The following is a 7882-nucleotide window of genomic DNA, read 5'->3' on the forward strand; positions in this document are numbered from 1 at the left end:
CGGAAAATGGCGGTTGATACGGACAAAGGGAGGTAGAAAGCTATGCGGCATCGTGCGCACCTGCTGTTCCGGTCGCTTCGCTTCCGGCTGCTGGCGGGGCTGTTCATCATTGTGATTCCGCCGATCGCGATCATGATTTATAACAATTTGTACGCAATCGAGGTTGTCCGCAATCAGGTGGCGCATTCCAATAAAAGCCTGGTCAGCTTGTACATGGGACAGCTTGATCAAAATTTGGACGAGGTCAACAAATATTTATTTACGATTGCGGCCCAGGAAATTGCGCTGCTGACTCTGGAATTGCCGCGCGAGCAGATGCCGGATCAATACGCTTACGCTAAAATTCAACTGAACAACAAGCTGCTCAAGGATTTGCCGAACTATAAGCCGATGGATTTGTTTTTCATCTACTCTGCGACCAATCGCGATCTGATGGCCGTGATGAACGGTCAGGTCAATTACGAGGAGCAGACGGCGATAGAGCGCCGGGTGAGCAGCTTGTTTACGCCGCAGGGGGAGGCGGAAGAAGCGACCGATTTGAAGGAATGGTTCGTGCAGAAACGGGACGGCAGCTATTGGCTGACACGGATCATCCGTTACGGCAGCGTATTTATCGGCGCGCAGGTAGATGCAAGTAAGCTTATGACACCGCTTAATTTAGTTGAGATGGGAAATGAAGGAAGATCTCTGCTGGCGATGGATACGTTCGAGCCGATGTCTGACCACGAGTTCGTCGCGAGCAATCAGCTTGATTTGAATAACAACGGGCGGGAATATGTGCTGACCGGCAGCAGGCAAAACTATGTGGTGACAGGCGAACGGTCGCAAAACGGCCAATTCAGCCTCATTGCCATCGTGCCGGACAAGACGATTTTGGAAAATTTGCCGCTGCTGCGGCGGATGGTGACGTTCATTGTGTGCGGGTCGCTGGTGCTGGTGCCGCTGATCTTCTACTGGCTGCGGAGGCTGATCCTGCTCCCGATCAACCGGATCATGACGGCGATGCGCAGAGCCGAGGACGGGAATCTGGATGTCCGGATTACGATTCAGCCGACCGCGATCGAATTTGAAATGATGAATCACACGTTCAACCGGATGATTTCGCAAATTCAGGAGCTGAAGGTTAACGTGCTGAAGGAAAAGCTAAACCATCAGAAGGCGGTGCTGAAGCATTTGCAGCTGCAGATCAACCCGCATTTTTTTCTGAATTCGTTGAATATCGTCTATAACCTGGCCCAGGTGAAAAATTATGCGCTGATTCAGGACATGGCGATGTGTCTCGTGCAGTATTTCCGCTTCATGTTCCGCAGCAATCTGACCTTCGTCGCGCTGCGCGATGAAATCGAGCATACGGTTAACTATTTGCGTATTCAGGAAATGCGTTTTCCCGAGCATCTGACCTACCGGCTTGATGTGGAGGAGCCACTGCTGGAGCAGGAGGTTCCGCCGCTGGTCATCCAGACCTTCGTCGAAAATACGATCAAGCATGCGGTCAGTATGGACCGGAATATTGAAATTGACATTGTCGTCAAGCAGCAGGACGGGCGGCTGCTCATTCGCATCTGCGATACGGGCCGCGGGTTTCCGCAGGAGGTGCTGAACCGGCTTCGCCTGGAGGCGGAAGCGGGCAGCGAGGACGGACAGCATATCGGGATCTGGAATGTGCAGCGGCGGCTGAAGCTGCTTTACCAGGACGAGGCGAAGCTTCTCTTCGCCAATGGAGCCGCTGGAGGAGCTGTCGTGGACATCTGCTTGCCCTATGGCGCTGTCGCGACAAAGGAAACGGAGGGAGGCAGCGCGTATGCTGCACTTGCTGATCGTAGATGATGAAGTTCATGCGGTCCGCGGCATCCAGGCCGGTGTGGACTGGGAGAGCCTGGGCTTTGTCCGGGTGCATGAAGCGTTTAATATTCGTCAAGCCAAGGAAATATTTCAGGGGCACAGCATTGACGTGCTGCTTTGCGATATCGAGATGCCGGAGGGAAACGGCTTTGAGCTGCTGGCCTGGGTGAAGGAGCACGCTCCCGGGACAGAGTCGATTTTTCTGACCTGCCACGCCGATTTTGAGTATGCGCAAAAAGCGATTCAGCTCGGCAGTCTCGACTATATGCTCAAGCCGGTACGGTTTGCGGAGCTGGAGCGGACGGTTCGCAAGGCGATCGGGAAGCTGGAGAAGGACCGGGAGCTGTCGCGCTTTCAGGAGACGTACAGGCACTACAGCCAGCTGTGGGAATCGTCCCAGCCAGTGGTTGTCGAACGGTTCTGGCAGGACCTGCTTCACCGCTCGATTCCATCCGGCCTTGCGCAGCTGGAGCCGCTGCTGGCCAAGCAGAGCATTCCATACACCGCCGCCTCGCTGTTTCTGCCTGTCCTTGTCGCTGTCCAGCGCTGGCATAAGCCGCTGACGCTGCGGGAAGAAAAAATATTGGATTATGCGCTGCGCAACGCGCTGGAGGAGGTGTTCCGCCAGAGCGGCTGGGAGGGACAGGTCGTGCAGGTGCGGAACGGCTCGCTGCTCGCGCTGCTTGCTGTCGGACACACCGGGCGTTCGACAGCAGGCGGCCCCGGCAAGGCGGCGCTGCAGCAGCAATGGCGGCGCTACATTGCGACCTGCAACGACTACTTCTATTGCGACTTGTGCTGCTATGTCGGCTATACGGTCGGTTTGGCCGACGTGCTGAAAGCCTATGAAGATTTGACCGCTCTTGAAGCGCGTAATGTGACCCAGACGAACAAGCTGCTGTTTTTGTGCGAGGAGCTTTCGCCGTACGATACGGTCCCGCTGCCGCCGATGACGGGCTGGGCGGAGCTGCTCAGGCAAGGCTGCGAGAAGGAGCTGCTGGCCGAGCTGGAGCAGCTGCTGCAGACCTTCGGACAGAAGGAGCGGCTGGATGCGCGGCTGCTGCGGGAGTTTTACGAGGACTTCCTGCAGATGCTGTACCGGGTGCTGCATGACAAAGGCTTGCGGGCGCACCAGGTGTTTGCCGAGGCGAGCCTGCCGCTGCAGGCTTCGATGGCGACTCGCTCGGTGAAGGATCTCCGCAGCTGGGCGGAGGCGCTCGTCAAGGCGGCGATCAAGGCGATTTGCGGCGTGACGGAAGGGCAGTCGCCGGTGGATAAGGCCAAGCGGTATATTGCCCGGCATATCCGCGACGACTTGTCGCGGGAGGATGTGGCCGAGTATGTCAAGCTGAACCCGGACTACTTGACGCGGATGTTCAAGAAGGAAACGGGCTTGACGATTTCGGATTATGTGCTGCAGGAGCGGGTGGAGCTGGCGAAGGATATGCTGGCGAAAACCGAGCTGGCGGTGGGCAGCATTGCCAGCTCGGTCGGCTACAGCAATTTTTCCCATTTTTCGAAAATGTTCAAAAGGGCGACAGCGCTGAACCCCCAGGATTACCGCAAGCAGCATCAGTCTTGAGCCTTGAATAGCCAGCTCGGCGAGAAGTGAGAGGCAGTTCCCGGACAGGCGACGGGAGCTGTCTTTTTTGCGCATGCCGCCTTCCGGAAGGTCGGAATAATCATAATACAAAGTCGTGAAAGAGGTAGATGAAGCCGGACGAATTTTCTATGATAAGGACATCAAGAGCTAAGGGAGGACGCACAATGGCAACGATGGCAACGACAGCCGCAGCGCAGACAGCGACCAAGGTCGCAGCCCGGAAGAAGCTAAGGAAATTAGCGAGGTATGCGCCCTTATGGATCATGATGGTCCCAATGCTGGTGTATTTGCTGATCAACAACTACTTGCCGATGTTTGGTTTGGTAATCGCTTTCAAGGATGTAAACTTTGCCAAAGGCATTTGGGCAAGCGACTGGGTCGGCTTTAAAAACTTTGAATATTTGTTTACAACCTCGGATGCCTGGCTCATCACGCGCAATACGATTTTGTACAACGGAGCGTTTATCGTCATCAATCTGGTTATTGCGGTCGCGGTGGCGATTTTGCTCAATGAGGTGAAGCATAAGCTGGCGGCCCGTTTTTACCAAAGCGTGATCCTGCTGCCGTATCTGATCTCGATGGTAATCGTAGGTTATCTCGTTCTGGCGATGCTGAGCGGTGAAACCGGGTACTTGAACAAGCAATTACTGCCGATGCTTGGGATGGAGGCGATTTCCTGGTACAGCGAACCCAAGTATTGGCCGTTTATTTTGACCATTGTGAACATCTGGAAGCATGTCGGCTACCTGTGTGTCATTTATTTGGCGGCGATCATCGGCATTGATCCGGAGTATTACGAAGCGGCCACCATTGACGGCGCCAGCAAATGGCAGCAAATCCTGCAAATTACGGTGCCGCTCATCATGCCTGTGATCACGATCATGACGCTGCTGCAGATCGGCCGCATTTTTTACTCCGAGTTCGGCTTGTTTTACCAGGTGCCGCTTGATACAGGCGCGCTTATGCCGACAACGAACGTAATCGACACGTATGTATACCGGGCGCTGCTGAGACTTGGCGATATCGGCATGTCGTCGGCCGCAGGCTTGTACCAGTCCGTTGTCGGGTTCGTGCTTGTTGTCATCTCCAACTATGTCGTGAGCAAGCGGAACAAGGACAACGCGTTATTTTAAATCGGGAGGTCGGTCAGCTATGCAAGCCAAGCTCTATCAATGGAGCATGCACACCTTTTTCATCGCCGTCGTCGCCATGTGCTTGCTTCCGTTTTTTCTGCTTATCATGACTTCGCTGACGGATGAGATGGCTATTCTCAAGCACGGCTATACGTTTTTTCCTTCCGAGTTCAGCCTGGAGGCTTACAAGTTTCTGTGGCGGGATTCCGAAAATATTTTACGGGCTTACGGGATCACGATTTTCGTAACCATCGTCGGTACGTTTGTCGGCTTGTCGATCACGGCGCTTTGCTCGTACCCGCTGTCACGCCGGGATATGCCGCTGCGCAAGTCGCTGGGCTTCATCGTTTTTTTCACCCTGCTGTTTAACGGCGGCCTTGTTCCGACTTATCTTGTGTACACACAATGGTTCGAGCTGAAAAACACGCTGCTCGCGCTGCTTATTCCCGGCCTGCTGTCCAACGGCTTCTACGTCCTGATTATGCGAACGTTTTTCTCCACCTCGGTTCCTGTACCGGTTATTGAATCCGCTTCCATGGACGGTGCGGGCGAGTTCAGAATCTTTTTCGGGATCGTGCTGCCGTTGTCGTTGCCGATTCTCGCTACGGTCGGGCTGATGCAGACGATCGGCTACTGGAATGACTGGTTTAACGGACTCATTTATGTCACGGACAGCAAGCTGTTCAGCTTGCAGAACCTGTTGAACCGCATTTTGCTAAATGCCCAGTTTATCGCCAACAATACGATGAATACGACAGAGGTCAGCGAAAGCTCGAAGGTGCCGATGGAGTCGGTACGGATGGCGATGGCCGCAATCGGCACGATTCCGCTGCTGTGCGCGTATCCGTTTTTCCAGAAATATTTCGTCAAAGGGCTTGTCATCGGAGCTGTCAAAGGATAAGGCTGATCCCGGCTCCGGCCGGTATGGCATAGATGAAGCGATACGGCAAGCCAGTTTCAAGCTATAGTTTCAAGCTATATTGACGGGGAGGTTTAATGAATGAAGCCAGGGATGAAACGAACACGGGGCGCGATGGCAGGCATGATCGGATTATCGCTCGTCTTGACAGCATGCGGAGGAAATAGCGGGGAAACGCCTGCGGCCAGCTCGAACACCGGTACAACGGGACAAGCCGGCAGCCAGGCGGAGCTGAAGCCGTACGAATTAACGGTCGCTTATCTGAATATCGGCGTGGCGAAGGATTTGCCGGAGGTTCAGGCGGCGGTCAACAAAATTACCCAGAGCAAAATTAATGCCACGGTCAAGTTTATGCCGATTGACGTGGCGGCTTACTCCCAGCAGATGAACCTGATGCTTGCCAGCAACGAGAAGCTGGATCTGCTCGTCACGCTTACTTCGATGGGCTACGGGACCCAGGCGGCGAAGGGACAGCTGGTGGCGATGGAGGAGCTGCTGCAGAAGCACGGCCAGGAGATCACGAAGGTCGTGCCGCCGGAGGCGCTCAAGGCGACCACGACAAGCGGCAAGCTGTACGGCCTGCCGAGCGTGCGCGACTGGGCGGCGGATTACGGCGTCCTTATGCGCAAGGATTTGGTGGACAAGTATAACATTGATCTGAGCAAGGTGAAAACGTACAATGATCTGGACGCGGTGTTCAAGGTCATCAAGGACAATGAGCCGACGATGGCTCCGCTTGTGCCGGAAGGCTCCGGGCAATCCATCCTGCAGTCACAGGTGCCGGGCATGATTGATCCGCTGAACGACGATAACGGCGTTCTGATGGACCATGACGGCAATTTGAAGGTGACCAACTGGTTCGAGTCCAAGGAATACGCCGACCTGCTGAAAATGGTCAGAAGATGGTATTTGGCTGAATATATCCCGAAGGATATCGCGACCAACAAAATTTCCGCCGAGCAGCTGGTCAAGGCGGGCAAAGCGTTCTCCTTTGTCGCGCATATGAAGCCCGGCTATGAAAATAAAGAGTCCACGCTGACCGGAACGCCGATGGTAGCCGTACGTCTGCTGCCGCCGGTGACGACGACCTCATCCATTTCGAATATTATGTTCAGTATCGCCAAAAATTCGAAGGACCCTGAGCGGGCCATGATGTTCCTGAATTTGCTCTACTCCGACCAAGAGCTGATCAACCTGATTGATTTCGGGATCGAGGGCAAGCATTACGTGAAGAAAGCGAATAATCTGATCGGCTTCCCGGACGGCGTGACTTCGGAAAACTCGACGTACAACCCGCAATACGGCTGGATGTGGGGCAACCAATTTCTGTCGCATGTGTGGGAGAATGACGACCCGAACGTGTACAAGCTGCAGGCGGAATTCAACAAGTCTGCGAAGAAGTCGAAAGCGCTCGGCTTCAGCTTTACCGTCGATCCGGTGAAAACGGAGGCGGCCGCGGTTCAGAGTGTGAAGGATCAGTACAAAATCGGGCTGGAAACCGGTTCGCTGGACCCGGATAAATATTTGCCGGAGTTTATAAGCAAGCTCAAGGCTTCCGGTCTGGATAAAATTATCGCGGAAAAACAAAAGCAGCTGGACGCGTGGGCCAAGACGGCGAAGTAACGAAAGTATCAGCTACACGAAACATGTGGAGTGCTGTGTGCTGCTCATAAGAAATACGTAAATAAAGCCACATTTAATCATAAAGCTCAAGCAGCAGCATAGCTTGGGCTTTTTGTTATAGGTTAAAACATTATTGAAAAATACAGAGTATATAGAATGATTATGATACGGTTCAAGCTCTTTTTGATTTAGGAATTGAAGACAGAAGAGGAGCTTGGCGGGAGATCATGAAATTAAAGCCTAGTGACCAATACAAGCCACCTGAGTTGGATCGTAGAGGGTCTAACGAGTTGGTCTGGTTTTTTAGGAAAGAACTAAACGGAAAAGTCGCATACATCAAGCTGACCATTGATCAAAATTTGTGTATGTGCATCAACCGTATCTATAACAGGAGCAACTTATTTGAAATACCCATATGGTCCAGTGCCAAAAGATCACGATATAGCATTAGCTCATTTACAACATATGAATGTGATTGAAATTGATGAACTAACGAATGATGAAGGGTGGACTATGATGATGATTAAAGCTTCTGAGCCCTTTGATTCAACAGTGTTCTCTGATGATGAGTTAGAGACTATGTTGGAAGTTGAAGCATTTTTTCGAAATTATGGTTCTCGAAATATTAGCGAGTATGCACATAATGAAATGGGATGGTTAGAAACAGAAGAAAAACAACCGATTAGTTATACTGGACAGTCATAAGTTCTAACGCTTAAGAAGCCAGAGAATCCGCGTCAGAATTGGATATTTCTTGCTTGG

The 7882-nt window shown here is 52.9% G+C and carries 6 protein-coding genes; all 6 read left to right on the forward strand.

What is annotated here, in order from left to right; genetic code table 11:
* The first annotated feature begins 42 nt into the window (after positions 1–42).
* The 6 genes from AC6ROY_RS06325 (at position 43) to AC6ROY_RS06350 (ending at position 7825) form a co-directional block, all read left to right on the forward strand.
* On the forward strand, positions 43–1827 hold the full coding sequence (locus AC6ROY_RS06325) for a sensor histidine kinase (protein ID WP_500099260.1): 1785 nt from the start codon (positions 43–45) through the stop codon (positions 1825–1827).
* A complete protein-coding gene (locus AC6ROY_RS06330) occupies positions 1802–3424 on the forward strand; it encodes a response regulator (protein ID WP_500099261.1) in 1623 nt (540 codons plus the stop codon). Before AC6ROY_RS06325 ends, AC6ROY_RS06330 begins: the two co-directional genes overlap by 26 nt.
* 284 nt (positions 3425–3708) lie before the next feature.
* A complete protein-coding gene (locus tag AC6ROY_RS06335; protein WP_500099291.1) occupies positions 3709–4578 on the forward strand; it encodes an ABC transporter permease in 870 nt (289 codons plus the stop codon).
* A gap of 19 nt (positions 4579–4597) precedes the next feature.
* Positions 4598–5479, forward strand: a complete 882-nt coding sequence (locus tag AC6ROY_RS06340) for a carbohydrate ABC transporter permease (protein WP_500099262.1) — start codon at positions 4598–4600, stop codon at positions 5477–5479.
* Between the two features lie 99 nt (positions 5480–5578).
* Positions 5579–7120 (forward strand): ABC transporter substrate-binding protein, encoded by a 1542-nt coding sequence (locus AC6ROY_RS06345; protein ID WP_500099263.1) that lies wholly within the window; start codon positions 5579–5581, stop codon positions 7118–7120.
* A gap of 348 nt (positions 7121–7468) precedes the next feature.
* Complete coding sequence (locus AC6ROY_RS06350; RefSeq protein WP_500099264.1) at positions 7469–7825, forward strand: type II toxin-antitoxin system antitoxin SocA domain-containing protein; 357 nt, start codon at positions 7469–7471, stop codon at positions 7823–7825.
* Positions 7826–7882: the final 57 nt, after the last annotated feature.

The organism is Paenibacillus sp. sg306046 (assembly GCF_059821225.1).